We start from the raw sequence: 26,356 nt of genomic DNA on the forward strand, positions 1-26,356 counted from the left end.
ATCCCGGGGGAGGGAACCCCTTTTTGCAAAAAGGGGTTCCCTCCCCCGGGATAACCCCGCGTTGACGCTGCCTATAAGTTTGTCTACCATCTTCGTATGGATGGCAGCCCCAGCGGCGGCCTTCCCCTCCCAATCCCCGCCAGGAGGCCGCGGCCATGAAGCTCACCACCCGAAGCCGTTACGGAACCCGCATGATCCTGGACATGGCCCTCCATGCCGCCGACGGCCCGGTGCGCATCAAGGACGTGGCCGCCCGCCAGGGCGTTTCCGTCAAGTATCTGGAAAAGCTCGTGCGCGAGCTCAAAGGGGCCGGATTCGTGCGCAGTCGTCGCGGGCCGCGCGGCGGGCACGAATTGGCCAAGCCCCTGTCCGAGATCACCGTCGGGGCCATCGTGCGGGCCCTCGAGGGGGACATGTCCCTGGTCGAATGCGACGGTGAGGGGGGCGGGCAGGCCTGTCCGCGTCTGGCCGACTGCCTGACTCGCGAGGTCTGGGCCGAGGCCGCCCGGGCCATGCACGAACGCCTCGACGCCATCACTCTGGCCGATCTGGTGGCCAAGGCCGGAGCCAAGGCCGCCGCCGCTGTGCGCCGAGATGCCGCCTGCCGGTGAATTCTACTTGAACGCACGCGCCCTTTTGCCCTACTGTGGGGCAGTTGCCAGGAGACACAGGCCTGGCGGGGTGGGTGCGGCATGGCTGACGGGGAGAAAACCGAAGGGCGTAAAAGCGTCCTGATCGTCGAGAGCGACCTTGCCTCGGCCGATGCGTTGCGCGCGCAACTCATGCGTTTGGGCTACCAGGCCCTGGGGCCGGCCACGGATGTGATGTCGGCCATGGACATGGTCGCCAGGCTCGCCCCGGACATCGCCATCATCGACCTGGCGCCGCCCGATGCCGCCATCGGCCTGGACCTGGGACGCACTGTGGCCGCCAGGAATATTTCCGTCATCTTCACCACGACCAAGCGGGATCTCGGCATCATGTTCCGGGCGGCCCAGGCCAAGCCCAGCGGGCTGCTGCTCAAGCCCCTGGAACAGCATATGCTGGCCGTGGCCCTGGAGACGGCCCTGCGACTTCGGGCCGAGGAGATGCTCGCCCGGCGCTGCCAGGACCTTTCCGAAAGCGAACGGCGTTTCCGGGCCGTTTTCGAGCAGGCCGGCGTGGGGGTCAATCGCCAGACGCCCGAGGGACGCTTCATCGAGGTCAACGAACGTTTCGCCCGTCTGCTCGGCCGGCCGGCCATGGAATTGATCGGCCGTTCCTACCGTGAATTCACCTACCCCGGCGACCTGGAGGGCCTGGAGGCGGCGTTTCGGGACCTGCTGACCGGCCGCCAGGATTCCGTGGTCCGGGAGAAGCGGTATGTGCGCCCGGACGGCTCCCTGGTCTGGTGTCGCATCAACCTCACGGCCGCGCGGGATGAACAGGGGCGCCCCGAATGCCTGCTGGCCGTCACCGAAGACATCACCGCCCGCAAGCGGGCCGAAACCGAACTCGTCAACCAGCTCGCCTTCCAGCGCAGCCTCATGGACGCGGCCGTCAATCCCATCTTCGTCCAGGACGCCGCAGGCCATTACGTCAGCATCAACAAAGCCTGCGCAACCCTTTTGGGCATGACCATCGAAAGCGCCCAGGGGCTGACCGCCCGGGAGATTTTTTCCGACGACCTCTGGGAGGAACTGGCCGAGCGCGACCGGGAAATCCTGGCCCAGGGCAGCGTGCAGGAGTTCGAGGTGGCGCTGGAGGACGCTTCGGGCCGGCTGCGTCATCTGGTGCTCAACCGCGCCCGGTTCGACGATGCCGAGGGTCATCCCCAGGGGATTGTCGGCGTGGCCACCGACGTCACCGACAGCAAGCGGGTGGAAAAGGACCTGCGCGACGAGCAGGAGGTGCTGCGGCGCATCCTGGCCGGCATCCGGGCCGGGATCTTCATTATCGACCCCAGGACCAAGCGCATCGAGGACGTCAACCCCGTGGCCGAGGAACTGTGCGGCCGGTCCCGCGAAGAGCTGGTGGGCGAGCCTTGCCGGGCGATCTGCTGGCGGGGCATGGACGGGCGCGAAGTGACGGCCTGTCCCCTCATGGAACGCAACATCCTCAACGAGGAAATGCGGCTCATGCGGCCCGACGGGCGCACCGTGCCGGTGATAAAGACCGTGGTTTCGGCCAAGCGTCGGGGCGAGGTGCGGCTTTTCGAGATCGTCTTCGACGTCAGCGAGCGCAAGGCCCTGGAACGCCAGCTGGCCGTGGCCCAGAAACTCGAATCCATCGGCGAGCTGGCCGCCGGCATTGCCCACGAGATCAACACGCCGACCCAGTACATCGGCGACAACCTGCATTTTCTGTCCACGGCCTTCACCGGGCTCGCCACGGCGCTTTCCCGGGTGCAGGCCGAAGCCGAGCGGCTGGCCGACGCGGCCGGTGATGCCGCGGCGCGCGAAGCCATTGCGGCGGCGAGAAGCGAGGCGGATGTGGATTTCCTGCTGGAGGAGGCGCCGCGCGCCCTGGAGCAGTCGGTGGAGGGCGTGGGCCGGGTCACGGCCATCGTTTCGGCCATGAAGAAGTTTTCCCATCCCGGTGGCGAGGAAAAAATCGCCGTGGATATCAACGCGGCCGTGGAGAATACCGTCACCGTGGCCAAAAACGAGTGGAAATACGTGGCCGACGTGGTCCTCGAACTGGACCGCAACCTGCCGCCGGTCTTCTGCCTGCCCGGGGACTTCAATCAGGTCATCCTCAATATCCTGGTCAACGCCGCCCATGCCGTGGCCGAGAAGGTCAAGGGCAAGGCCGAAAAAGGGGTTATCACCATCCGTACCGCGGCCGATGGCGACAACCTCGTCCTGTCCGTGACCGACACGGGCATGGGCATTGCCGAGGGAAATCGCGGCAAGATTTTCGATCCTTTTTTTACCACCAAGGAAGTGGGCAAGGGCACGGGCCAGGGGCTCGCCATCACCCACAACATCGTGGTGAGCAAGCATGGCGGCGCCATCGATTTCGAGTCCGAACCCGGCCGGGGCACCACGTTTTCCGTGCGCGTGCCCTTTGGCGGGAAGCGGGCCGACGCGCTGTCCGGAGCCAGCGAGTGAAAACCCGTATTCTTTTCGTCGACGACGAATCCAACGTCCTTTCCGCCCTGCGCCGCATGTTCCACGACATGCGGGGCGAATGGGACATGGCCTTTGCCGGCGACGGCCCGACGGGGCTGGCCATGATCGCCGAGCAGCCCTTCGACGTGGTGGTGGCCGACATGCGCATGCCGGGCATGGACGGGGCCATGTTCCTGCGCGAGGTCCAGGTGCATAACCCCGGCGCCATCCGCATCGTGCTTTCCGGCCACTCCGACCGCAACATGGTGCTCGAGACCGTGCGTCCGGCCCATCAGTTTCTGCCCAAGCCCTGCCAGCCGGCCGAGCTCAAGGCCGTCATCGACAGGAGCCTGTCCCTGCGCGAGGTTTTCCTCGACGACCGGGTCAAGGACGTGGTGGCCCGCATCGACCGCCTGCCCACCGTGCCCAGGCTCTACGTGGACCTGCTCGATCTGCTGTCCAAGGAGGAGCCGTCCATGCGCGAGGTGGCCGGGCTCATCGCCCAGGACGTGGGCATGTCCGCCGGCATTTTAAAACTCGTCAACTCCGCCTTCTTCGGCCTGCGCACCCACGTCTCCAGTCCGGCCCACGCCGTCAACCTGCTGGGGCTCGACGTGGTCAAGGCGCTGGTCCTCGGGGTGGGGCTTTTCGACCGCTTCGACAAGGACGCCTTTCGCGATTTCGACCTGGAGAAGCTGTGGGGGCACAGCTTCGGCACCGGCCGGCTGGCCCGGGAGATCGCCGAACAGGAAGGGGCCACGGTGGCCGTTCGGGAGTACGCCTATATCGCCGGACTGCTCCACGACGTGGGCAAACTGGTCATGGCCACCAATTTCCCCGACGCCTACCGGGACGTCATCGCGGCCTGCCGCGAGGGGCAGGGCACCATCCTTGACATGGAACGGATGCATTTCGGCGCGTCCCATGCCGAGGTCGGGGCGTACCTGCTCGGGCTTTGGGGGGTGGAGGACCCGGTGGTGCGGGCGGTGTACCTGCACCATGAGCCCGGCCGCGACCACCGGGCCGGATTCTCGCCGCTTCTGGCGGTGCATGTGGCCAACCGCCTGGAGCACGAGCTGGTGGTTATCCACCAGGGCTATGCCCTAAATCCCCTGGACGACCTGTATCTGGCCGCATCCGGGCTGTCGGAGCGCCTGCCCGCCTGGCGCGATGCCTGCGCGGCGGTGGTGGCCCGGGGGCCGATTCCCGAGGATATCTGACGCCAAATGACACTGACGCCGCCTGGACTTGCGGGGCGCGGGCCGGGAGGGACGCTATGGACCTGACGACGACGCTGCACGGAACCTGTCTGGTGGTGGAAGTGCACTTACCGGAAGTGGACCACACGATCAGCGGGGACTTCAAGGAGGCGGTGCTTGCGCGCTACGAGACGTCCGGCGCCCGCGAACTGCTGCTCGACCTTGGCCGGGTGATGTTTCTGGACAGCAAGGCCATCGGGGCCATGGTGTCGATCCGCAAGGTCGTGACCGCCAGGGGGGGCAAGCTCGGGCTTTTCGGACTCCAGCCCAATGTGGCGAAAATCATCCGCGTGGTGACGCTCGGCACGCTGTTCGAAATCCATCCGGATCTGCAAACGGCCCTGGGCCGGGCCTGCCCGTAGGCGCGCCTCGGGCGGGGGCGCGTGCGCCCGTGTTGTCTTCTATCGCGAACCCTAGAGCCGGCGCAGCGCGGCCATGGCCAGGTCGTCCTGAAGCACGCCCTTGCAAAAGGGCAGGACCGCCTCGATGATCTCGCCGATGAGGTCCTTGGGCGCAATGTCCGGGCCCAAAAGTTCCCGCAACCGCTCTTCGCCGAAAAACTCCCGCGTGGGCGAGCGCAACTCCGTAAGCCCGTCGGTATAGCAGAACAGGGTGTCCCCCGGGCCGAAGGGCGCGGCCTGCTCCGCGAAGGCGTGGCCCGCGATGACGCCGAGGGCCGGGCCGTGGGAGTCGATTTGCAAAATTCCCTGCGACGACAGGACGAAGGTCGGCACATGCCCGGCCGAGACCACGGTCAGGACCGGGGTCGCCCGGTCGATGCGGCAAAGGACCATGGTCACGAACATGTCCAGGTCGCCGCCGTCGAGCAGGTCGCAGAGAAGCTTGTTGCAGCGGCCGACGATCACGGCCGGGGCGAGCCGCTCGGCGCGCAGGGAAACCAGCAGCCCCTTGCACACGGCCATGAGCATGGCCGCCGAGGCCCCGTGGCCGGAGATGTCGGCCATCAGCAGGTAGACGCCGTGGCCGTCGTCCCAGGCCTCGTAGAAATCGCCGCCCACCTGTTCCTGGGCCTGGTAGACGGCTGCGGAATCGAATCCCGGAAAGTCGAGGTCTTTGGGGAGAAGCTGGCGCTGCACGCAGCCGGCCAGGTAGCGTTCGCGGGAAAAAAGGGCGTTTTGGGCCCGCAGCTCCCGTCCCAGGCGCGCGAGTTTCAGGTGTAGCGACAGCCGGGCCGCCAGTTCCTGGCGGTGGTAGGGCTTGGATATGAAGTCGTTGGCCCCGGCCGAGAGGGCTTCGGCCCAGATGCGGCGGTCGGTTTCGGCGGAGAGAAAGACGATGGGCACTTCGGCGAGTCCCGGCAGGGCCCGGATGCGGCGGATGGCCTCGATGCCGTCCATGCCCGGCATGACCAGGTCGAGCAGGATCATGTCCGGCCGGGCGCGACCGGCCAGTGCCACGGCTTCGGCCCCGTCTCGGGCCTCGACGACGTCGCAGTCGAAAAGCCCGGTCACATGGCGCTTGAGGACTTCCCGGAAGATCGGATTGTCGTCGGCGATAAGCACCCGCGTCATAAGACCCGCCCGACCCGTGTCGCTTTAGCGCGGCACGAGGATATACGCTTGTCCCGTGCCCTTCATGAGCCCCGCCTGGTGGGCGGCCTTTTCGCCGGGGCCGAGGTAGAGGTCGAAATGGTTGCCGCGCATGCAGCCCGTGTCCTGGGCCATGACGAATCCCGTGAACCGCTCCGGGGCCGGGCCGGGATAGCCGGGCAGATCGGCGTCCAGGGCCATGAGCGTGCCGTAGGGGACGAATCCGGGGTCCACGGCCACGCTTGCGTGGGGCGTCACGGGCACGCCCATGGCGCCGACCGGCGGCGTCTGGGACGGCTTGAAATAGATGTAGCTCGGGTTGGCCGTCAGGTACTGCTTGATCTGGCTCGGGTGTTCTTCCAGATAGCGGCGGATGGCCTGCATGCTCATTTCCTCGTCGGTGAAGCAGCCGGCGTTGACCATGACCCGGCCCACGCCCACGTAGCGGCGGCCGTTGCTGCCGGCGTAGAGCACGTAGCTGGTGGAACCGTCCTCCACGAAGCGCAGCCGGCCCGAGCCCTGGACGTGCAGGAAAAAGACGGCGATGGGGTCCTTGGCCCAGCCGATCTCCAAGCCCTTGCCGCGCAGCGCGCCGTAGAAGTCGATGGCCTCACGGTTGTATTTCTTGGCCATTCCCCGGCCGGGGTTGCGGTAGATGGGCCAGGCGTAGGGGCCGTGCTCGGTGCGCGAAACCTCGATGGTGGGCGCGTAATAGCCGGTGACGAGGGTGCTGGCTGGCAGCGGCACCCAGGTGAAGTATTTGGCCAGCACGGCCGGGTCCCGGTCCAGTTCGGGCAGGATGCGGCGGAAGGTGATCAGTCCTTGGTGCAGGCGGCCCCAGGTGAGCGTCGCGCCGGGGACGTCCACGGCCACGGTCGAGGCCGGTTTTCTGGCGGTGTAGGCGATGGAGCGGTCCACGGCCGGGGCCAGGGAGGCGAAGCTCGGGATTTGCTGGCTGGCCGGGGAGATGCGGGCCTCCCAGGGGCCGAGGGGCCTGGAGGCGGCCGGGGCTTTTTTGGCGGTCGCCGGCCTGGTCGGAGCCGGTTTCTGCACCCCGGCGCAACCGGCCAGGGCGAGTACGGCGGCCAGTATGCAGCATGCCGACAGGAGACGTGGAAAATTGGATAGGTGCCGTCGCATATCCGGGCTATAGCGCGGCGCTTGGGCGTTGGCAACGCGGGCGGTGGAAATGCCTGGACAAGGGAGCTGGCCGACGCGTGGTCACCGCTCGACCAGCGCATGTACTATGCGGCAGGAATATTGAAAAGTCAATGTATTGCGTTGTTGTGAAAAAGCGCGGATAGCCTCCACAATCCCCAAGGAGCGCATTGCCACCGTCGATGGCGTGCCTGGGGAAAATGATAACAGACAAGGGGAACGTAACGCCATGCATGACCGTATTCTTGTTCTTGGAGCGTCTGGTCTTGTCGGCGGGCAGGTCTTGCAATTGCTTTTGCGCCACGGCCACGATGCGGTTGGTGCGTCGCGTCGGCAATGCGGCGAGGCCTGGGTGCGGTTCGACCTGCTCGACCCGGCCACTCATGCCCCGGCCCTGGCCGGAGTCGGGGCGGTGATGCTCCTGTCGCGGCCGGGCGATACCCAGGCCCATGTCCATGCCGCGCCCTTCATCGAGGCCATGGTCGCCGCCGGCGTGCGGCGCGTGGTCGACCTTTCGGCCTTGGGCGCGGAGCTTCGTCCGGATTTTTCGACCCGTCGGGTCGAACGGCTTGTGGAGGATTCGGGCTTCGACTGGACGCATATACGGCCGAATTTCTTCGCCCAGATGCTGGCGCGGCCGCCCCTGTCCACGGAAATCGCGCGGGAGCGCACGCTGCGTCTGCCCCTGGAGGCGGCCAAGGTGGCCTATGTCGACGCCTCCGATGTCGCCGCCGTGATCTTTCGGGCCCTGACCGACCCGGAGCTTGCCGGCCGGGCGATCACGATAAGCGGCCCCGAAGCGCTTGACCACGAGGAGATTGCCCGGTGCCTGTCCTCGGCCCTGGGCGAGACGGTCCGCTATGTCGCCATTTCCGAGGCGGCGGCCCGCGACCTGCTTGCGTCGCGCGGCTTTCCCGCGCCCCAGATCGAGCGGGTGCTGGAGTTTTATGCGCGTTGCCGGCAGGGATTTTGCGCGACGCCCGACACACAAACGGCGCGGCTTCTGGGCCGGCCTCTGGGCACGTTCGATGCGGTCATTGCCGCCAATTTGCCGGCCTGGCAGGAGACGGCGGCGTAAGGAAAGGACTTTGGCCGTCGGGGCTGCCTGCCGGCGGACCCGACGGCCCCTGCCGCGTCAGGGCAGCGGATGGGTGCGGGCGTAGGCGAGCAGGTCCTCGTAGATCTCCTGGCAGGTGGCCACGGGCACGTCCGGGGCGAAAAGAACCGTGGGGGTGGTCGTGGCGAACAGCTTGGCCCAGGGCCTTTTCTGCAACTCTTCCCAGGCGCCCCAGCGCCCGTAGCTGATGACGCCCTGCACGGTTTGCAGGCGCAGCTCGAAGGATTCGTAGCCCATGGGGCCTTGCAGGGTCTGGGGGCGGCTTTCGTGAAACGGCCCGGCCTGGGGGGAAAAATAGAACCAGCCGCCGATCTGGATATCCCCGAACCAGCGGTCGCCGTCGACCAGACGGTCCGTTTCCATAAGAAGCGTCCTGAAATCTTCGGCCATGCCCGTCCTCCTTGGCGTTTCGTAACGGATGCTTGTAGCCCGGGGAGCGGCTTCGGGTCAACGCCCGTCCGTTTTGGACAAGGCGAGCAGATGCTTGAACACCGCCGACACGTAGCGTCCCGACACCACGTCGGGCAGGGGAAAGCGCGGCAGGTTCGCGCCGCCAAGTCCGCCGGCCAGGGCCAAAAACACCTGGCGCGACAAGGCGACCAGCCCCGGCTCCAGGGTTTTCTCCCACAGCCTGGCCGCCGCTTCGGCCTCGATGCCGTTTGTCAGGCAGGCCAGGGGGCGGCCCGCGAAAATGAGGCATTTGCCTTGCCGCGACAGCGGACACAGCCGGGCCCAGGCCGAGAGGCAGTGGGCGTTCCCCTCGCCGTAGCGGGCGGTGAGCTTTTCGATTTCCCGGGAGGCCCCGGCCGCGTCCTCGATGACGGCCAGGCGCGTTTCGCTGTCCAGGTCCACGTTGATGCGGTGGCTGACGTGCACCGCCTCGATAAGGGACAGGGACAGCGGCGTGCGGCAGCAGCGGTCGTGGTCGCGCCCGCACCGGGGAAGCCCCTTGGCGGCGATGCGTGCGGCCGCGACCAGCCCGGCGTAGTCGCCCAGAAACGGGGCCAGATCGACCAGATGGCCGCTTTCCAGGCGCGGCTCGCGGATGGTGAGCCGGCCGGCCGCCCGCCCGTAGCGCCGGATGGTCCACCACTGGTCGAAATTGGCGGGCTTGGCGCGAAGGGGCCGCAGCATCCGGGCGGCGAGCTTGTGGCCGAGCCCCCGGCGCAGCAGGTAGGCGTTTAGGACCGTGCCGGTGCGGCCGATGCCGTGGCGGCAATGGATGAGCACCTTCTTGCCGAGGTAGATGGCCTCGTCGAGCCAGGCCAGCGCCTTTTCCAGGGCGGGCAGGTCCGGGGCCTGCTCGTCGGGCACGGGCATGTAGTAGACCTCGAAGCCGGCGGCGGCCTCGAGGTCGTGCAGGTCGCAGAATTCCGCGCACAGGTTGAGGATGGCCCCGATCCCCTGGGCCTTCAGGGAATCGAGCTGCTCGTGGGACATGGGCGCGCCGCCGACGGCCAGGTGGTCCGTGACCCAGGTCAGGGGGTAGGCGTGCTCGTCGGTCCCGTTCATGGCTGGGCTGGCGTCAGCGGTCGGTGCGGGCCAAAAACGCCTCCACCCAGGCGTCGGCCTCGGTTTGCCCGGCCAGACGCATGTCGAGGAGGCGGGTCGCGGCGAGCAGACAGCCGAGCATGGCCAGGCGTTTTTGCGCGATATGCTCGGGCACGCGGGTAAGCGTCGCGTCGAGCAGGTCGCCGGAGGAGCGCACGGTGAAGCCGAAATGGGTCAGGATGCGGCGCACGCAGGCAAGGCGCAGGGCCCGGCTGGCGAAATCGGCTCCGCCGCCCTTGAAGCGGAAATTGACGAAGTTTTGCCCCTCCTTGGGGCCGCACAGGGCGTCCACCACGGTGAAGTGGTAGCCGAAGCGCAGCATGACGTGGGCGTAGAGGTCGGAGATGACGGCATAGCTGGCCAGATGGCGGGCCTCGCCGGTAAAGAGGCCGGCGCTCGTGCGGTCGAGCGCCGCATCGTCGGTGATGGGCGGTCCCTCGGGCCAGGGCGCGTTCTCGGCGGCCAGCCCCGACCACAAGGCCCACATGGGCGCGCTTTTGATCTGGTCGGGTCGCAGCTCCTTGTCCGTGGCCGCGGACTCGAACACGCCCCCGCCGAGGTCGAGCACGTACATGGTCATGGGCAGGGTGCTTTTGACCTTGCGGGCCGAGGCCAGCCCCCGGCCGTCGTCGCCGACCAGGGAAAACATCTCGGTGACGGCCTTCTCGTGGGCGAAGCGCACGATGTCGTGAAACGACCGGACCTTGGACGGCGTGAAATCCGGGGACGCCGGGTCGGTCAGAGTGAGCCGGGCCAGAAGCGGCACCAGCCGCTCGAGCCGTTCGGCCACGGGAGAGGCGGCTGTCGAACGCGTGGGCGCAAGCCGGCCGAGCAGTTCGGCCACCCGGCCGGGATAGACCGTCCCGGCGTCGGCGTCGACGGTCACTTCCTCTCCCTGGGGCAAAAGCGCGAAGGCGTCCGGAAGCCCCGTGATGACGGGCAGGCCGAATTCCCGGGCCACCGAGGCGAAGTGTCCGGCCCGGCTGCCGGAAATGGCGACCACGGCCGCGAGCCTATCCACGGCCCGGGCCAGCGTGGTCGGCAGGGTGGGGGTGACGAGCACCGTGCCCGGGGCGATGGTCTCGATGTCGAGGATGGTGGGGGCATGGGCCACCAGGCCGGCGGCAGCGCCGCCCGAGGCCCGCATGCCGCCGGTGACGATCGGCCGGGCGGCCACGGCAGCGGACGGGGGCGAAGGCGCGTTTCGGTCTTCGTCCTCCACGGCCATGGGCCGGGACTGGAGCACGGTAAACGCGCCGTCGGCGGTCGCCGCCCATTCCACGTCCTGGGGCGCGCCAAAGGCCTTTTCCAGGGCCAGACCCATGGCGGCGAGCTTGGCGGCGTCGGCGTCGGAGAGAACCTCGGTTTCGTTGGACCGGCGCTCAAGCAAGATATGCGGCGGCTCGTGGGACAGGGCGAGACGTTCGGGGCTGACGGAGCCCTCGACGAGGTCGGCCCCGAGGCCGGGCACGGCATAGACGGCCATGGGCGCGCCAGGATCGGCGCTGTCCCTCGTGTAGAGCACGCCCGAAGACGCCGCCGGCAACATGGGGAGAAACAGCACGGCCATGGGCGTTTCGGCGTCGGCGAAGCCGGTCAGCGCCCGGTAGGTGATGGCTTTGGCCGTGTACTTGCCGGCGACCACCTTGCGGTAGGCGGCAACGGCGTCGGCGGCGTCGATGCCGAGCAGGCTTTCGTACTGGCCGGCGAAGGAGGCGCGTCCGTCCTCGGCCACGGCCGAGCTGCGGGCGGCGAGGGTAACCGTCGTCCCGTCCGGATTTCGGGCCAGGGCCAGGGCGGCCTCGGCCAGGGGCACCGCCACTTCGTCCGGTACCGTGGCCGCCAGGATGAGCCGGCGGATTTCGGCCGCCGCTTCGGCCACGTCGCCCGGCCGGGACAGGTCCACCCGGCGCAGGCAGCGGTCGATTTTCGGGCGCAGTTCGCAGGCTTCCAGGAAATAGCGGAAGGCGCCGGTGGTGGCCACGAACCCGGGCGGCACGGGCACGCCGGCTTCGGCCGCGGCCCGGGCCAGATTGGCGGCCTTGCCCCCCGCCCTTCGGGCGTCGCCGGCCACGTCCGTAAGGGGCACGACAAAGGGCTGGGTCATCTCCCCCGCCGGCACGTCCAAGGCCATCTGGACGTAGAAATCGATCTTCTTGGCGTATTCCGGCAGATCGAGGTAGCGGGTGGGGGACAGGCGCGACAGCCGCGTCACCATCTCCTCGACGGCGGCGCGGAGCCGTTTGGTCAGGTGCACCACCCGGGCCCAGTCGGCCACGGTCGTTCCGTAGTGGATGTCCTCCACGGCGGCGATCAGCTCCAGGCAGACGTCGTCGAAACGCAAAAGTTCCCGGAAGGCATTGTACTTCTCTCGCAGCAGCACGCCCGGGGCAAAGACCTGATAGGTCCAGCGCCTGAAAAGTTCCTTGGAAAACACGTCCCCTCCGGGCCTTAACCCGCGTCCAGGCCGGCCAGGGCTTCCTCGACCTTGCGCTCCAGCTCTTCCTTGTCGATGGGTTTGACGCAGTATTCGCAGGCCCCCAGGCGCACGGACTCCCGGGCGGTCTCCAGGGTGGGGTAGCCGGTCAGCATGATGACACGGGTTTCCGGGGAGAGCTTCTTGATCTCTTCGAGGACTTCCACCCCGCTCAATTTCTTGAGCTTCATGTCGAGGATGGCCAGCTGGGGCTTTTTCTTGGCCACATGGGCCAGCGCCTCCTCCTCCTCGGTAAAGACGCCGACGGTATGCCCTTTGCGTTCGAGAATGCGCTTGATGACGACGCCGGCGTCGATGACGTCGTCGAGAACGATGATTGCGGCCATGGGCGTTATCCCTCCATGGGTCCGGCGGGCAGGGGCCCGCCGATGGTTTCTTCATGCTCGAGGGGCAGATCCACGATGAAGACGGCTCCCGGCCCGGGGTTGCCTCCCGTGTCCACGTTGTCGAAAAATCCCTGGGGCACGGGGCTTTCCACACTGATGGCGCCGCCATGATCCTGGATGATGCCGAACGAGACGGAAAGCCCGAGGCCCGTGCCCTGGCCCACGGGCTTGGTGGTGAAAAAGGGGTCGAAAATGCGCGAGCAGTTTTCGGGTGGGATGCCGGGGCCGGTATCGGCGAACCAGGCCGTGACCTTCTGGTCGGCGACGAAAAGGCGCGAGCGCACCAGCAGCGTGCCGCCCTGCCGGCCCATGGCGTCCCGGGCGTTGGAGAGCAGGTTGATCCAGACCTGTTTGAGCTTTTCGGGGTCGCCGTAAATGATGGGCATGCGGTCGTCGAGGTCCGTGACGATGGTCGCGTGTTCGAGGGAAAAGGCGTGGCGCACGAGGGTGATGGCTTCCATGAGCGAGTTGTTGAAGCACATTTCGATCTTGGCGCTTTCGGCCTGCCGGGAAAAACCGAGCAGGTCGGCCACGATTTTGCGGCAGACCTTGGCCTGTTTCTCGATGGTTTGCAAATCGGCATGGATCTGGCTGCCGGTCGGCACATCGTCCTGGAGGAGTTGGGCGTAGCCGAGAATGACGCCGAGCGGGGTGTTGATCTCGTGGGCCACGCCGCCGGCCAGCTTGCCCAGCGACTCCATCTTCTGGGACTGGATGAGCTGTTCCTGGAACTGCCGCAGCTGGGTGACGTCTCGGGCGGTGCGCAGGATGCCGATGGCCCGGCCCCGGCTGTCGGTGATGGGCACGCGCACCACGTGGAGCCAGACCGTGGCCCCGTTGCGGCGCAGCGACACTTCCCTGTCGCTCGGGCGCGAGCTTGCCAGCACCAGGGCGTTTTCATCGTGCATGGCCATGCCTTCGTCGGCCGGGAAGATGTCGCGGTCCGTGGTCCCGACGATGTCCTGGGGATCGAGGGCGACAAAGGCGGCAAAGGCGCGGTTGACGGCCAGATAGGCGAGGTTTTCGTCGAGCAGGCAGACCAGGTCCGGGGTGGCGTCGAGGATGGTGCGCAGCAGCCGCTCCTGGCGCTTGAGCACCCGCTCGGTGCGGCGTAGCTCGTCGAGGTGGGTCTTCAAGGAAACGGCCATGACGTCGAAGGTCTCGGCCAGATCCTGGATTTCGTCGCCCTTCTGGGCGGCGTAGACCGGGCAGCCCCGGCACGATTCCGGCCCCTCGCCGCGCTGGTCGGGCGAGGCGGTCAGCCAGCAGCGGCGGTCGCGGTCGCCGTAGGCCGGACAGGCGGTCTTGTCGCAGGCGAGCATGGACGAGCAGGAGAAAAGGGCGCGCGGCCCGGCCCGCTGGTCCAGGTTGCCCTTGACCACTTCCTCGGCATGGGACTTGAGGCGGTTGATGCGCTCGGTCACGCGCCGGGCGAAAAGCGTCGAGGGGGCCAGGGCCGCGATCATGGCCGTGGCCGAGTAGAAGACGATCATGAGGGCCAGCCTGTCGGCCCCGGCCTCGGCCTTGGTGCGCGAAAGCCCGATGCGAGTGGTGCCGAACGGCGTGCCGACAATGACCACCGGGGCGGCGAAGTCGTCGATGTATTCCCGGCCGTCGTCGAGGAGCTGGATGTGGGTCGTGCCGTTTTTCGGGGCGTTGACCGTGCGCAGTTCCACCGGAAAGCCGCCCTTGAAGGTGTGGACCAGCACGTTGCCGTCGCGGTCGAGGATGAACGCGTAGACGATGTCGTCGACTTTTTTGAGCTCGTCGACCATGTTTTTGAGCCGCAAAAGGTCCATGGACAGCATGGCGTCGGAAACCCGCATGGCCAGGTTCTCGGACAGGACCATGCCGCGCTTTCTGGTCTCGGCCCGAAGCGATTCCGCCGCCGCCCGCCAGGTCAGGTAGGCCAGCGGAATGGTGATGAGTCCGACGATGAGCACGATGCCGCAGTTGATCTTGGTGCGGAAACTCAGGCGCGAGAGCTTGGGCCAGGCGATCATGCGTTTTCCTCAAGGGTGTCGAGGCCCAGCTTCTCGGCCAGCTGGCGCACGGAGCCGTAGTCGGCGTCCGTGGCCGGGATGATGCCGCGCATGCCGGCGGTGGTGAGGATCACGGCGTCGTCGGGGCGGGACATGGACAGGTGGAACATGGCCTTGGCGATGCGGTCCACGATCTGCGGCGCAAGGCCGGCCCGGGCGGCGTAGACCCAGCCGGGATAGGCCCTGCTCTCGGCCAGGACGCGGATTTGTCCGATGTCGATCTTGCCGCGCAGGATTTCGAGGGTGCCGTCGCGGATGGAGCCGATGTCGCAGGTGCCGGCATAGACGGCCAGCACCACCTTTTCCTGCTTGCCGCCCGGGCCCGGGGCGAAGCTTATCTCGGCGAAGTCCCGGCGCCGTATGCCGTTTTCCAGAAATTCCCCCAAGGCGTAGAGATAGCCGCCGGCCGAGGACGGGTCCACGGCCATCCAGCGTTTGCCCCGGCAGTCCTCCAGGGTCTTTAAGGCCCCGTTGTCGCGGCGGCAGATGATCTGGCTCTTGAAATCCGGCTTGCCCGAGGGCTCGATGATGCGGGCGAAGGCCCGGGCCCCGGAGCGGGCCATGCGGATGTAGGCAAAGGGATTGGAAAAGGAAATGTCGATTTCGCCGCGCTCCACCATGCGCACGTGTTCCTCGAAGGTGTCGGGGAAGATCTGGCGCAGGTTGAGCCCCGTGGCCCGGCCGAGGTATTCGAGCAGCAGCCGGTGGCGTTCGTAGGACACGGTATGGGCGTACTGGGGCAGGTAGGCGTAGGTGATGGCCTTGGGCGGCAGGCGCAAGGTGGGTTCCTCGCGCTTGGACAGGTCCACGCGCACGGCGTCCTCGTCGTTGCCGCAGCCCCACAGCAGGGCGGCGGGCAAGGTGAAAAGGGCGCAAAGCGCCTCGCGTCGCCGCATGGTACGACCTCCCGGATGTTCTCCAGGATACGTGACTTTTCGTCGGCTGGAAAGGGCGGGGCGGTATTTCGTTCGTTCGGGGAGGCTAGGGGCGATCCGCACCCGGATCGGCGGGGTCGCGGGGATTGCCAAGCTCGGTCCAGGGGCGCAGGCGTGCGCGCTTGGCGGCCATTTCCCGGCGCAGCCGCTCCACGCGGCCGAACAGGGGCAGATAGCGCCAGAAAGACCACATGGCCAGGCGGAAAACGAGGTAGAGCCCGAGGAGGACGGCGTTGTAGCGCACGGCGTAACCGGGGAAAAGCGGGATATCCACGCCCGTAAACCGTATGGACATCCAGGCCAGCAGGAAGGGCAGCGGCCAGATGGATACGGAAAAAAGAGCCGCGCCGGCGAAAAAGGATTTCCCGAAGGCCTCGTTGGCTTCCTTGTTGGCGGCTTTGTAGGCGACCTTGTTCTGTGCCTCGATGGCCGCCACGGACAGGTTGTGCATGCGCACCATCTCGCCTTCTTCCTTGGCGTAATGGTTGCGGTTGAAAAGCCAGACAAGGTCGTAGGTCGCGCGACCCACGAGCAGGCAGGCCAGGGCCAGGACGGCGGTGCCCAGGTAGAAGCCGGCCGTGGCATTGGGCAGGAGCCGGTAGGGGGCGATGAGTATGGCGTCGAGGATGTTGAACACGAGAGGTAAGGTTTTGCCTTTAATTATTTGGTTGGTTGGCTGGTTGGCTGGTCGGCCTGGGGCTGGGGCGGCCACGGGCGGCGCATATTCGAAGAATACGCCTTCGTGTCCGCCCCAGCCCCAGGCCGACCCTGGTCACGCCAGCCATATTCGGGGGCAATCCCCCACAAGCTTGCCGCGTGACTTCAGCCTATGCCTGCAAAAAACACAAGGTATTCCTACCGGCCTTCAGGTGTCTTCCCCGAGACCGGTTTTATTGAGGATACCTTTTTGAAAGTTTTTGGGGGAGGGACCTTTTTTCAAAAAGGTCCCTCCCCCGGCAACACTCTATCAAGACTTCTAAATTAGATGCTGATGCCGAAGAAGCCGCGCAGGACGTAGCGGCTGCCGACATACAGGGCGAGGACGATGAAAAGGCGCTTGAGCCAGATGTCGGGGATGTACTTGGAGGTGCGGGGCCCGATGACGGAGCCGAGCACGATGCCGATCAGTTCGATGCCGATCAGGTGCCAGTGAATGGCCACGCCGCCGGACATGAAGGTGGTGATGGAGGTGATCATGCCGACCAGAACGGCCAGGGCGGAGGTGCCGGCGGCCAGGTACATGGGCAGCTGGGCAACGTTGGTCAGGAAGGGCACGAGCAGGAAGCCGCCGCCGACGCCGAGGAAGGCGGCCACGGCGGCGATGACGATGCCGCCGACGAAGGGGATCAGCGGGTTGAAGGAGAATTCCACGCCGTAGAAGGTGAAGGACACGCGGGTGAGGGCGATGCCGGTGACATGGACGCCGAGGGCCTTGGTGTCGATCTGCTCGCCGCCCTTCTGGCGTTTGACGGTTTCCTCGAAGGCCTTGGCGGCTTCCTTGGCCTTTTTCTTGCTGGCCTGGGCGGCGGCGGTGGTGCCCCAGAAGAGGTAGACGCCGAGCAGCAGGACGAACAGGCCGAAGTAGCCTTGGTAGGCGGAGAAGGACACCTTGCCCTGGGACAGGGTGACCGACAGCCAGCTGCCGGCGATGGAGCCGGCGCCCAGCGACACGGCCAGGGGCAGCACGAGCCGGCCCATCTTCCAGTAGTTGAACGAGGAGATCAGCGCCGACAGGCCGACCAGGCACTGGTTGGACACGCGGATGGAGTCGGTGATGAACTTGTTGAGCGAGGGCGCGGTGCTTTTAAACGACTTGGCGTAGTTGCCGAGGCCGTACACCGTGATGTGGCCGACGCCGGCCATGACGCCGCCGAACGCGCCGACGGTGGAGAAAATCCAGCCGACCCACACGGCCCAGCAGAAGGCCAGGATGAGGTTGACCTGGGGGGCGCCGGGGATGCCGAGGAAGCCCTTGGGCGCGGCCGGATCGATCTGTCCGGGGCCGGTGCCGGTGGGGGCTGAGGCGATGGCGTCGGCCAGTTTGTCGGCCAGGGCCGGATGGGCCCACATGGTCAGGACCGCCAGGGCGACGAGCCCCAGGGGCAGGGTCAGTTTCCAGTTTTTCACGATGCATTCTCCTTGCCTTGGCGGCATCAGTAGAACCGTTGCGCAATGGGCGCGCGGCCCGGTCGTGACCGTGGCCGCTCCTTGAGCCGGAAGCGGGGCGACACTATGCCTACCGCCGCAATTTACAACCTTGTCTTGTGCAGTCGCTGTTTCATACGGGAAGCGTCGTGGCATTGGCCTGCTTCATTATCCCGTAAAAACCGTCTTGCAGCAGTTTTTTCAAGGCCGTTCGGCCGTCCGTGACGAGCCGTAAAAGATTTTGTTGCAGTTTAGAGCAGTATCGCCCTTTCCTGTCAAGACGACATTGCAATCGTTCCGTTTTTCGCAATGAAACGGACAACAGGGCGGAAAATGGGGGGGAAATCGCGCCTTAATTTGTGATCTATTTCACAAATGCGGTCCCCCAAAAAAACTCTCCCCGTCCCCCCTTCTTGGGAGATCGGGAAACGCCGTTGTTTCAGGTCCTTCCCGGAATCTCCTCGTCGCGACGAGGTGTTCGATGGCGATAGGCAGGCTGGCCTTTTCCGAGCGCCGGACCACAGCCAGGTCCAGATCGCCGACGGCCAGCTTGAAAACCGCCCGGGACACCTGGGCCGAGGATGCGACCATGTCGCGCATGGCCTGGTAGACGCTCTCCGGATAGGGGCTGTCATGGAAGGTCAGGGACCCGGTGGTTTTTCTTTGACCGTGCCTGGGCCACGGGATATACCCCGCTTGCCCCGGCCCCGGACCGCGGGTAGCCACTCCCGTGGAGGCCCCTGCCGATGCTCCCGTTTTTCGGATCCAAAAGCGAAAAGGATATTGGCGACCGGCTGCTTGGCAAGCCGCGACGCTTCCGTCTGCCCCGCCATGGCGCGGCCGTGACCGTCTACGGCCGGCTGGTCGCCTTTTTCCGTTGCGAGCATGAGCCCGATGGGCTCATGCCGCCGGCACCCGGCCGGGTGGAACTCATCGCCCTTTTCATCACCCGCGCCGGCCGCTATCTCGTCTACTACGTCGTGGCCTATCCCGAGACCGAAGACATCGCCGGTCGCCACGAATACATCCATGTCCTGGAGAACCTGACGTCCGTGCGGACCTTTCTGGCCGCCATGCACTATTCCAATCGGCCCGATTTCGCGGACAGGCTGGTGGGGCAGGCCCTGGCCACCCTGGAAGGCGGTCAGGCCAAGGGGAAAAAGGTCGTCCAGGCCGACACCGGCATCGAGACCCTGGCTCCCGCTCCCGCCCCGGCCCCCACGCCGGCCGAGTCGACACCTGTCGCCGCCGCTCCCGACACTCCCGCCGCGCTTGTCGCGGGAGGAGGGGGAAAGGATGCCTCCGGCGGCCAGGGGAAAACTTTTTGAAAAAAGTTTTCCCCTGGACCCTTTTCAAAAACTTTCAACCGTCCCGCCCACCCCGACGGACAGCCAGCCAGTCGATACCTTCTCGACGTCTGCCTTCTCTTCCCTACGGCTGCCGCAGCAGGATACGTTTGCCGTAGGCCTCGCGTTCGTCCGGCGCGGGCCTTTCCGGCCGCACGAAGCGCAGGGCGTGGGCCGTGCAGCCGGTGACGCAGGCCGGGTCGAGCCCCGCGTCGATGCGGTCGCGGCAGTAGTCGCACTTGACCACCTTGCCCGTGGCCTCGTTCCACTGGGGAATGCGCCAGGGGCAGGCCTGGATGCAGGCCTTGCAGCCCACGCACAGTTCCTCCCGCACGTAGACCACGCCGTCCTCCTCGCGCCGGGTCATGGCCCCGGTGGGGCAGGCCGGCACGCACCACGGCTTTTCGCAGTGGTAGCAGGACATATAGAGGTTCAAGAGGCGCGGTTTGCCCTTGGCCATGTCCGGCCCGACGGACACCAGCTTGGCCGGCTTGGCCGAAGCCGGCACGCCGTTTTTGACCTGGCAGTGCACCTCGCAGGCGTGGCAGGCGATGCAGCGCTTCTTGTCGAGTTGGATCATGTACTTGCTCATGCGGACTCCTTGACGGCGGCGGGCTCGGGCGACGTTTCGAGGGATTGCCTTCGCAGGCGGGTCAGCAGGTCGAGGCGGAAGTCCTCGCGCCGCGTGCCGATGAAATAGGCGTGGCGGGAAAAGCGCAGCGAAGCGACGGGGCAGGTTCTCACGCACTGGCCGCACAGGCTGCACAGGGAATAATCGTAGGTGAAAACGCCCGGGAACTTGCAGCCCTTTTGCGGGGCCGGGGCCATCCTCTCGATGCGGGGGATGAGCTCCCCGACCATCTCCTCGGCCTCGCGTCCCTTGGGGCCGGCGTCGCCCACGGGGCAGGCAACCGACAGGCAGTTCGACGGACAGGCCCGCACGCAGGCCCCGCAGGCCACGCAGCGCGGCGTCCCCGGATCGTCGTCCTTGCCCACAAGCTCCACATGCCCCCGGTAGGTGTCGAGGTTTGTCACCTCGCCCATGGGGTACAGCACGGTGATGTTCGGTTTGGCCAGGGCCTTGCCGGTGATGCGAAGCCCCACGAGCAGGCTCTTTATTCCCGTGGCCGCTTCGGCCAGGAGTTCGGTCAGGGTCACGCCCAACCTCCCGCGGCGTTCACCGCTCACGTCGAAAACAGTATTTTCCCCAGTATAAACGGTTTTTTCCGCCTCATGTCAACGAGTGGGACACAAGTTCCCACCTTCACAAACATTGCCTGCGACAGGCGTGATTCAATATAGTACACGTTCCCCATTTCACAACGCTTTTTTCTTGCCACGGGTCACGAATTTCGAGTAATGCGTGAAAGAATCAACTATTTCCGGCAAACGCAACGCCGCCTGGATTGGAGCGAATCATGGAACAAAAACAAGTCTACAGCGTCTGCGGCATGTGCACGGTGCGCTGCCCGATGATGGCAACGGTTGCGGACAACACCGTGGTGCATCTGCAAGGCAATCCCCATGCCGCCGGCATCAAGGGGGCGCTTTGCGCCCGCGGGGCGGCCGGCGCGGCGCTTATCGCCGACGACGAGCGTCCCCAGTTTCCCATGATCCGGGCCGGCGAGCGCGGCGAGGGCAAATGGCGCAAGGTGTCCTGGGACGAGGCCCTGGCCTACGTGGCCGGGAAGCTTTCCGGCATCAAGGACGCCCACGGCGCGCGCTCCATCCTGCTGTCCGATCGCGGCGGGCCGTTTCGCGACATGCACCGGGCCTTTTTGAAGGCGCTGGGGTCCCCCAACTACTGCAACCACGACGCGGCCTGCGCCAGAAACGTGCAGCACGCGGCCCTGTCCCTTTTCGGCTTCGGCCGCAAGGACGTGGCCTACGACTACAAGAGCAGCAAGCATGTGGTGCTCCAGACCCGCAACATCTTCGAGGCCATAAACGTCAAGGAGGTCAACGACCTGCTCGACGCCAGGGACGCCGGGGCCAAGATCACCTGCATCGACGTGCGCTCCACGGTCACGGCGGCCAAGGCCGACAACTTCTTCATGATCCGTCCGGGCACGGACTACGCCTTCAACCTGGCCGTCATCCATGTGCTTTTGACCAAGGGCCTTTATGACAGGGATTTCGCCGCCGCCTGGATCAAGGAGCACGACCTGGAGGCGCTGAAGACCTTTGTCGAGCCCTACGGTCCCGAATTCGCGGCCGCCGAGACGGGCATCCCTGCCAGGCGCATCGAGGCCCTGGCCGCCCAGCTCGCCGCCGCCGCCCCGGCCGTCATCTGGCATCCCGGCTGGATGACCGCCCGCTACGGCGATTCCTTCAACGTCTGCCGCTCGGCCTACATCATAAACGTCCTGCTCGGGGCCATCGGGGCCAAGGGCGGGCTGCCGCTCACCAACAAGCCGGCCCATGTGGGCAAGAAGGGCCTCAAGACCCTGGTGGGGCTTTTCCCCAAGCCCGAGGACAAGCGCGTGGACGGCGTGGGCTGGATGGAGGGCCGCACCCATTTCGACACCGGCCCGGGACTGGTCAACCTGGCCTACGAGGCTATCGAGACGGGCGAGCCCTATCCGATCAAGGCCTACATCGCCCATCGTCACGACCCGCTCATGGCCTTTCCGGATTCGGCCGACGTCAAGCGGCGCTGGAAGAACCTGGAGCTGCTCGTGTCCGTGACCTTTTCCTGGTCGGACACGGCCTGGTTTTCCGACGTGATCCTGCCCATGTCGCCGTACCTGGAGCGCGAGTCCATGATCGCGACCAAAAGCGGCGTGTCGCCGTCGTTGTTCGTGCGCCGCCGGGCCCTCGAGCCCCGCTTCGACACCCGGGCCGACTGGGAGATCTACCGCGACCTGGCCCGGGCCATGGGCATAAAGGAACTGGATTTCGCCTCCATCGAGGACCTCTGGGCCTTCCAGCTGGCCGACACCGGCTACGCCATCGACGATTTCGAGGCCACGGGCATGGTCAAGCTCGGCGGGCCGCTCTACCGCCCGGTGGACGAGAAGACCTTCAAGACGGGTTCGGGCAGGATCGAATTTATAAATCCCAAGCTCGAGGCCGACGGGCTCACGTCCCTGGCCCCCTACGTCTCGCCGGCCAGCCCGCCGGACGGGCGTTTCCGGGTCAGCTTCGGCCGGGTGGGGCTGCACACCCAGGGCCATACCGTCAACAATCCGCTGCTGTTTGCCCAGATGCCGGAGAACGTGCTGTGGATAAATACCGCCGAGGCGCAAAAGCGCGGCATCGCCGATGGGGCCGTGGTCGAGGTGCGAAACGGTTCCTCTGCCGGGCGGCTTAAGGCCAAGGTGACGGACGGCATCCATCCCGAGACCGTCTTCATGGTGCACGGCTTCGGCCATACCCTGCCCGTGGAGAGCCGGGCCAGGGGCCGGGGTGTGGCCGACAACGAGCTTATGCCCCGGGGCATCGCCAACTGGGACAAGGGTGGCGGCGGCGTGTCCATGCAGGAACACTTCGTCTCTGTGACACCCGTTTGAAATCGTAAAAAGTTTGGCACGGCGAGGGGTTGTGGCTCTTCCCCCACGCCGTGCCGGGACGATGGCAGTCACGAAAATTCAAAAAACCCATTGACCGGATATCGTTGTGTTGGTACAAATTAAACATATATGGACGCCACACCGCCAACCCGGGACGAACTGTGTCCCTTCCCCCTGCGCCAATCCATCGGGTTTCTCCTGGTGCGCACGGCACTTAAGCTGCGCCTGCTCGGCAACACCATCCTGCAGGAGGCCGGGGAGGAACTTACGGTGGACCAATGGGGCATCCTGAATCTGCTGTGGGAATCCGATGGCCAGACCCCGGTGGAACTGGCTCGTCGCGCCGACAAGGACAAACCCAACGTCACCCGCTTGCTGCAAATTCTGGAAGACAGAGGCTATGTCGTGCGCCAGCCCGACCCCAAGGATCGACGCAGCCACAGAATCCTGCTGACCGAGGCCGGCCGGACCATCAAGGACCGTCTGCTCGAACTGGGCTCCACCTGCCACGAGCGCGCCTGCCAGGGGCTCTCCGCCCAGGAAGTCGCCACGCTCAAGGATCTGCTCAACCGCGTCTATCACAACGTTTCCTGAGTCTCTCCTTCCATTGCCGCTTCGCGGCACGAGGTCACCATGGCACAACTGCATGAAAAAGCGGTCGAGGACAGCTCGATCGGTCCGTATACGTTTGAGCGATTTTTGGAAGTCGCTGCCGCGTTCCACGGCAACCCCGCGCCGGGACTCATTGTCGGCGGTTTCATGGTGGATGCGGCCAGGTCCTTTCTGCCGGAGGGCATCCTTTTCGACGCCGTGGTCGAGACGAAGAAATGCCTGCCCGACGCGGTCCAGATCCTCACCCCCCCGAGCTACGGCAACGGCTGGATGCGGGTCCTGAACCTCGGCCGTTACGCCCTGTCCCTTTACGACAAGCTCACGGGCGAGGGCTACCGCGTCTGGCTCGATCCCGAGCATCTCAAGGCGTGGCCGGAAATCCACGCCTGGTACCTCAAGACCAAGCCGAAAAAGGAACAGAACCGGGAGCGGCTCTTCGCCGAGATCAAGGCCGGGGCCCGCTCGCTTTGCCGGGTGGCCAGGGTGCGGGCGCGTCCGGACTTCGTGGCCAAGCCCCACATGGGGGCCATCGGCGTCTGCCCGGTGTGCGGCGAGGGCTACCCCACCGCCGACGGGGCCATCTGCCGGGGCTGCGCCGGCGAGGCGCCTTATATCCGGGAAAACGAGTCGCCAAGGCTTCGCGCCGTGCCGGTCGGCGAAGCGGCCGGCCGCCGGGTGCTGCATGACATGACCCGCATCGTGCCCGGCAGTTCCAAGGGCGTGGAATTTTCCGCCGGGGCCGCCATCAGCGCCGGCGACGTCTGTCGGCTCCAGACCATGGGCAAGAACCGGGTCTACGTGGAGGACCTTTCCGAGCCGGACGGTGCCTTTGTCCATGAAAACGAGGCCGGTCTGGCCTTTGCCGAGGCCATGGCCGGTCCGGGCATCGTGACCTCCGGACCGCCGCGCGAGGGCAAGGTGGAGCTGCTGGCCGCAAACGACGGCCTGCTCACCCTGGACAAGGAGCGTCTGGTCGCCTTCAACCTCGTCGAGGGCGTCATGTGCGCCAGCCGGCAGGCCAACCTGGTGGTGGAGGCGGGCAAGGCCGTGGCCGGCTGCCGGGCCATTCCCCTCTACCTGCCGCGCCGGGTCTTTTCCGCCGCCATGCATGTGCTCGAGGCCGGGCCGCTTTTCGTGGTGCGGCCGATCCGAAAGGCCAGGGCGGGCGTGCTGGTCACGGGCACGGAAGTCTTTTCCGGGCTTATCGAGGACAAGTTCGAGCCCGTGGTGCGGGCCAAGGTTGAGGCGCTTTCCGGCACGGTCGTGGCCGCCGAGAAGGTCCCGGACGACCGTGGGGCCGTGGCCGCCGGCGTTAAAAAGCTGCTCGCCGCCGGGGCCGATCTCATCATCACCACGGCCGGGTTGTCCGTGGACCCGGACGACGTCACGCGTCTCGGCCTCGACGACGCCGGACTGGCCGATGCCGTGCACGGCATGCCGGTGCTGCCCGGGGCCATGGCGCTGGTCGGGCGCATCGGCGACGCCGACGTCATCGGCGTGCCGGCCTGCGCGCTTTTTCACCGCACCACCAGCTTCGATCTGCTGTTGCCCCGGGTGCTGGCCGGGCTGCGGCCGACCCGCCGCGATCTGGCCGCCATGGCCGAAGGGGCCATGTGCCTGTCCTGCCGGGCCTGCACCTACCCCAAATGTCCCTTCGGCTAGCCGCCCCTTGACCGTGCGGATGCGCCGTCCTATGGGAGGATGGCGAATCCGCCGGAGGCGCGATGTTACGATCCCTGCCGGCCTCCCTTTTCTGGGGGGCCCTGCTTTTCCTGCCGCTTCGATCCTACGCCTATACGCTGTATGGCTACGAGGACGAGTACGGCATCGTGCATTTGAGCGAGGAAAAGCAGGATGTCCATGCCGTGTTGCTCTACCAGGGGCCGACCGACCCCAAGATGGGCTTTCCGGCCATTAAAAAACGCATCCATGCCCTGGGCGCGGTGGCGCAAAACCGCAACGAGGCCTGGATACGCGACGCCACCCGGGCCTATGTGCGCATGGGCTCCGCGCCGCTCGGGCCTTCCGGCTACCCGCCGGTCATCGAATCCGGGCCGCTTATCGACCTGGTGCGGGCCAAAAGCCGGGCCTACGGTCTGGCTCCGGAGCTGCTTTACGCCGTCATCGAGCAGGAATCGCGGTTTACGGCCCATGCCGTCTCGCAAAAGGGCGCGGCCGGGCTCATGCAGCTCATGCCCGAGACCCAGGCCACCTTCGGCGTGGCCGATCCCTTCGACCCGGAACGCAACGTGGCCACGGGCGCGAAGTTTCTGCGCGCGCTCATTGCCCGGTTCGGCACCCTGCCCCTGGCGCTCGCCGCCTACAACGCCGGGCCGGAGACCGTGGCCCGCTCGGGCGGCATCCCCAACATTCCGGAGACGCAGAACTACGTGTCCCGGATCATGACCCGCTACGCCATGCTCCAGGAAAGCCATCCCGGGCTGGCCGCTCAAAAGAAGCCCGTTTCCGCGGCCGGCCGGCACAAAACGAAGAAGAAGCGGTAGTGCCGATTGTTATATTCCATTTGCGAAAGCGGCGTGTTACGTGTAATAAGCATACTGAAGAAACACCGTTTGCCGGAAGGCAGGCATCCTTGGGGCCTGTCGCTGTGGTCTGTTTCCGTATGGCGTTTGTAACAGGGAATATATTGAATCTGTCGCCAGGATCGGCATCGGTCCCTGGAAGGCGTCCTTGGGAGGTCCCATGCGTTTTTTCGTCGTCGCGTTCCTGTTTGCCGTGTTGGCGTTCTCCGCTACCGGCGTGCGCGCCCAGACCCAGATGGAGATGAATGCCACCGACTGCGACGCGGCCAAAAAAGCCGATGCCGCGCTCAATGCCGCCTACGCCGCCATCCTGCAAAAGAACAAGGACGATCCGGTCTTTATCAGAAAATTGAAGATCGCCCAGCGGTCTTGGATAACGTTTCGGGATGCCGAACTCGCCGCCCGCTATCCGGCCGAGGACAAGGCCATGGCCTACGGTTCGATGTATAATCTTTGTTATTGCAATGCGCTGGCCGAACTGACCCGCAAGCGCACGGCCGAACTTGCGCCCTGGCGCGACGGCGTGCCCGAAGGGGAAGGCTGCGAGGGAAGCTACCCGGTCAGATAAGTCCCGGGCGTAGGGAAACGAGACAGGATCGCCGGGGGGCCAA

Annotated in this window: 24 protein-coding genes; 12 read left to right on the plus strand and 12 right to left on the minus strand. The window is 66.1% G+C overall.

Going from position 1 to position 26,356, the window contains the following annotated elements; genetic code table 11:
• The first annotated feature begins 155 nt into the window (after positions 1 to 155).
• From ACMZ6R_RS11135 to ACMZ6R_RS11150, 4 genes are all read left to right on the plus strand, one after another.
• Entirely contained in the window at positions 156 to 611 is a 456-nt protein-coding gene (locus ACMZ6R_RS11135) for an RrF2 family transcriptional regulator (RefSeq protein WP_416111369.1), read from the plus strand.
• 81 nt (positions 612 to 692) lie between these two features.
• On the plus strand, positions 693 to 3,092 hold the full coding sequence (locus tag ACMZ6R_RS11140) for a PAS domain S-box protein (protein ID WP_416111371.1): 2,400 nt from the start codon (positions 693 to 695) through the stop codon (positions 3,090 to 3,092).
• Positions 3,089 to 4,312, plus strand: a complete 1,224-nt coding sequence (locus ACMZ6R_RS11145; RefSeq protein ID WP_416111373.1) for an HDOD domain-containing protein — start codon at positions 3,089 to 3,091, stop codon at positions 4,310 to 4,312. Before ACMZ6R_RS11140 ends, ACMZ6R_RS11145 begins: the two co-directional genes overlap by 4 nt.
• A 56-nt stretch (positions 4,313 to 4,368) precedes the next feature.
• Positions 4,369 to 4,713 carry an STAS domain-containing protein gene (locus ACMZ6R_RS11150; RefSeq protein WP_416111375.1) on the plus strand — a complete coding sequence of 115 codons (345 nt, stop codon included), beginning with the start codon at positions 4,369 to 4,371 and terminating at the stop codon, positions 4,711 to 4,713.
• Between the two features lie 51 nt (positions 4,714 to 4,764).
• Here the strand turns inward: ACMZ6R_RS11150 and ACMZ6R_RS11155 are convergent, their stop codons facing one another.
• Both ACMZ6R_RS11155 and ACMZ6R_RS11160 read right to left on the minus strand, forming a co-directional pair.
• Positions 4,765 to 5,883: a PP2C family protein-serine/threonine phosphatase gene (locus ACMZ6R_RS11155; protein WP_416111377.1), complete on the minus strand. Its 1,119-nt coding sequence runs from the start codon at positions 5,881 to 5,883 to the stop codon at positions 4,765 to 4,767.
• A 24-nt stretch (positions 5,884 to 5,907) separates the two neighbouring features.
• Positions 5,908 to 7,041, minus strand: a complete 1,134-nt coding sequence (locus ACMZ6R_RS11160) for an MltA domain-containing protein (RefSeq protein ID WP_416111379.1) — start codon at positions 7,039 to 7,041, stop codon at positions 5,908 to 5,910.
• 247 nt (positions 7,042 to 7,288) lie between these two features.
• Between ACMZ6R_RS11160 and ACMZ6R_RS11165 the strand changes: the two genes are divergently transcribed.
• On the plus strand, positions 7,289 to 8,137 hold the full coding sequence (locus tag ACMZ6R_RS11165; protein WP_416111381.1) for an NAD(P)H-binding protein: 849 nt from the start codon (positions 7,289 to 7,291) through the stop codon (positions 8,135 to 8,137).
• Positions 8,138 to 8,194: 57 nt separating this feature from the next.
• On the opposite strand, the gene ACMZ6R_RS11170 is transcribed toward ACMZ6R_RS11165, so the two are convergent.
• The 8 genes from ACMZ6R_RS11170 to ACMZ6R_RS11205 all read right to left on the minus strand — a co-directional run bounded on the left by ACMZ6R_RS11170 (position 8,195) and on the right by ACMZ6R_RS11205 (position 17,714).
• Positions 8,195 to 8,566 (minus strand): hypothetical protein, encoded by a 372-nt coding sequence (locus ACMZ6R_RS11170; RefSeq protein ID WP_416111383.1) that lies wholly within the window; start codon positions 8,564 to 8,566, stop codon positions 8,195 to 8,197.
• A 57-nt stretch (positions 8,567 to 8,623) separates the two neighbouring features.
• Entirely contained in the window at positions 8,624 to 9,688 is a 1,065-nt protein-coding gene (locus ACMZ6R_RS11175; protein ID WP_416111385.1) for a dual specificity protein phosphatase family protein, read from the minus strand.
• 13 nt (positions 9,689 to 9,701) lie between these two features.
• Positions 9,702 to 12,164 (minus strand): PEP/pyruvate-binding domain-containing protein, encoded by a 2,463-nt coding sequence (locus tag ACMZ6R_RS11180; RefSeq protein WP_416111387.1) that lies wholly within the window; start codon positions 12,162 to 12,164, stop codon positions 9,702 to 9,704.
• Between the two features lie 14 nt (positions 12,165 to 12,178).
• Entirely contained in the window at positions 12,179 to 12,550 is a 372-nt protein-coding gene (locus ACMZ6R_RS11185; protein WP_416111389.1) for a response regulator, read from the minus strand.
• A gap of 5 nt (positions 12,551 to 12,555) precedes the next feature.
• Entirely contained in the window at positions 12,556 to 14,613 is a 2,058-nt protein-coding gene (locus ACMZ6R_RS11190; protein WP_416111391.1) for an ATP-binding protein, read from the minus strand.
• Entirely contained in the window at positions 14,610 to 15,548 is a 939-nt protein-coding gene (locus ACMZ6R_RS11195; RefSeq protein ID WP_416111393.1) for a phosphate/phosphite/phosphonate ABC transporter substrate-binding protein, read from the minus strand. Before ACMZ6R_RS11195 ends, ACMZ6R_RS11190 begins: the two co-directional genes overlap by 4 nt.
• Positions 15,549 to 15,633: 85 nt before the next feature.
• Positions 15,634 to 16,224, minus strand: a complete 591-nt coding sequence (locus ACMZ6R_RS11200; RefSeq protein WP_416111395.1) for a hypothetical protein — start codon at positions 16,222 to 16,224, stop codon at positions 15,634 to 15,636.
• A 344-nt stretch (positions 16,225 to 16,568) separates the two neighbouring features.
• Entirely contained in the window at positions 16,569 to 17,714 is a 1,146-nt protein-coding gene (locus ACMZ6R_RS11205; RefSeq protein WP_416111397.1) for a sulfite exporter TauE/SafE family protein, read from the minus strand.
• A 499-nt stretch (positions 17,715 to 18,213) separates the two neighbouring features.
• Between ACMZ6R_RS11205 and ACMZ6R_RS11210 the strand changes: the two genes are divergently transcribed.
• On the plus strand, positions 18,214 to 18,342 hold the full coding sequence (locus ACMZ6R_RS11210) for a hypothetical protein (RefSeq protein WP_416111399.1): 129 nt from the start codon (positions 18,214 to 18,216) through the stop codon (positions 18,340 to 18,342).
• A gap of 136 nt (positions 18,343 to 18,478) precedes the next feature.
• The gene (locus tag ACMZ6R_RS11215; protein WP_416111401.1) at positions 18,479 to 19,060 is read left to right on the plus strand and encodes a hypothetical protein; all 582 of its coding nucleotides are present in this window, start codon (positions 18,479 to 18,481) and stop codon (positions 19,058 to 19,060) included.
• Between the two features lie 103 nt (positions 19,061 to 19,163).
• On the opposite strand, the gene ACMZ6R_RS11220 is transcribed toward ACMZ6R_RS11215, so the two are convergent.
• Both ACMZ6R_RS11220 and ACMZ6R_RS11225 read right to left on the minus strand, forming a co-directional pair.
• Positions 19,164 to 19,670 carry a 4Fe-4S dicluster domain-containing protein gene (locus tag ACMZ6R_RS11220; protein ID WP_416111403.1) on the minus strand — a complete coding sequence of 169 codons (507 nt, stop codon included), beginning with the start codon at positions 19,668 to 19,670 and terminating at the stop codon, positions 19,164 to 19,166.
• Positions 19,667 to 20,236 carry a 4Fe-4S binding protein gene (locus ACMZ6R_RS11225; RefSeq protein ID WP_416111405.1) on the minus strand — a complete coding sequence of 190 codons (570 nt, stop codon included), beginning with the start codon at positions 20,234 to 20,236 and terminating at the stop codon, positions 19,667 to 19,669. Before ACMZ6R_RS11225 ends, ACMZ6R_RS11220 begins: the two co-directional genes overlap by 4 nt.
• A 260-nt stretch (positions 20,237 to 20,496) precedes the next feature.
• Between ACMZ6R_RS11225 and ACMZ6R_RS11230 the strand changes: the two genes are divergently transcribed.
• From ACMZ6R_RS11230 to ACMZ6R_RS11250, 5 genes are all read left to right on the plus strand, one after another.
• Entirely contained in the window at positions 20,497 to 22,590 is a 2,094-nt protein-coding gene (locus tag ACMZ6R_RS11230; protein WP_416111407.1) for a molybdopterin-dependent oxidoreductase, read from the plus strand.
• A gap of 129 nt (positions 22,591 to 22,719) precedes the next feature.
• Positions 22,720 to 23,184, plus strand: a complete 465-nt coding sequence (locus tag ACMZ6R_RS11235; protein ID WP_416111409.1) for a MarR family winged helix-turn-helix transcriptional regulator — start codon at positions 22,720 to 22,722, stop codon at positions 23,182 to 23,184.
• Positions 23,185 to 23,223: 39 nt separating this feature from the next.
• On the plus strand, positions 23,224 to 24,864 hold the full coding sequence (locus ACMZ6R_RS11240; RefSeq protein ID WP_416111411.1) for an FmdE family protein: 1,641 nt from the start codon (positions 23,224 to 23,226) through the stop codon (positions 24,862 to 24,864).
• Between the two features lie 62 nt (positions 24,865 to 24,926).
• Positions 24,927 to 25,706 carry a lytic transglycosylase domain-containing protein gene (locus ACMZ6R_RS11245; RefSeq protein WP_416111413.1) on the plus strand — a complete coding sequence of 260 codons (780 nt, stop codon included), beginning with the start codon at positions 24,927 to 24,929 and terminating at the stop codon, positions 25,704 to 25,706.
• Positions 25,707 to 25,905: 199 nt separating this feature from the next.
• The gene (locus tag ACMZ6R_RS11250; protein ID WP_416111415.1) at positions 25,906 to 26,313 is read left to right on the plus strand and encodes a lysozyme inhibitor LprI family protein; all 408 of its coding nucleotides are present in this window, start codon (positions 25,906 to 25,908) and stop codon (positions 26,311 to 26,313) included.
• Positions 26,314 to 26,356 lie beyond the last annotated feature (43 nt).

The sequence above is a fragment of the Solidesulfovibrio sp. C21 genome (assembly GCF_047785625.1).
GTDB lineage: Bacteria > Desulfobacterota > Desulfovibrionia > Desulfovibrionales > Desulfovibrionaceae > Solidesulfovibrio.